Source organism: Hungatella sp. SL.1.14, from assembly GCF_024460495.1.
In the GTDB taxonomy this organism is placed as follows: domain Bacteria; phylum Bacillota; class Clostridia; order Lachnospirales; family Lachnospiraceae; genus Hungatella; species Hungatella hathewayi.
In genome coordinates this window covers 1-303 of record NZ_JANFYJ010000317.1, presented here as the reverse complement: position 1 = coordinate 303, position 303 = coordinate 1, and the positions used below count along the sequence as shown (strand labels likewise).

The 303-nt window shown below is 49.2% G+C and carries 1 pseudogene; it reads left to right on the top strand.

Features of this window, described 5'->3' with window-relative positions:
* Positions 1-303 (top strand): annotated as a pseudogene (locus NE473_RS31165) (response regulator); the annotation flags it as partial.

Below are 303 nucleotides of genomic sequence, written 5' to 3'. Positions count from 1 at the left end.
CGGTAAATGTAGAGGAACTGACCTCTATCCTGAAGCGGATCAAATCCAACTTAGACGAGGAGATCGAAGAGAAGCGCAATGTCAGCCGGCTTCGTGAAAATTACAGAAAGAGCCTGCCGATTATCCGCGAGCAGTTTTTCAATGATATGGTGCACCGGAGGCTGGCTGATGATTTGATTGAGTTGAAGCTCAGGGAATACGATATCCCGATTACGGGAGCCAGAAAATGGATTATCGCGGCCATCGATGTGGAAAAGAGCGATGACCGAAGCAAAAAGACGCTGTCACTCCACGAGGAGGAGG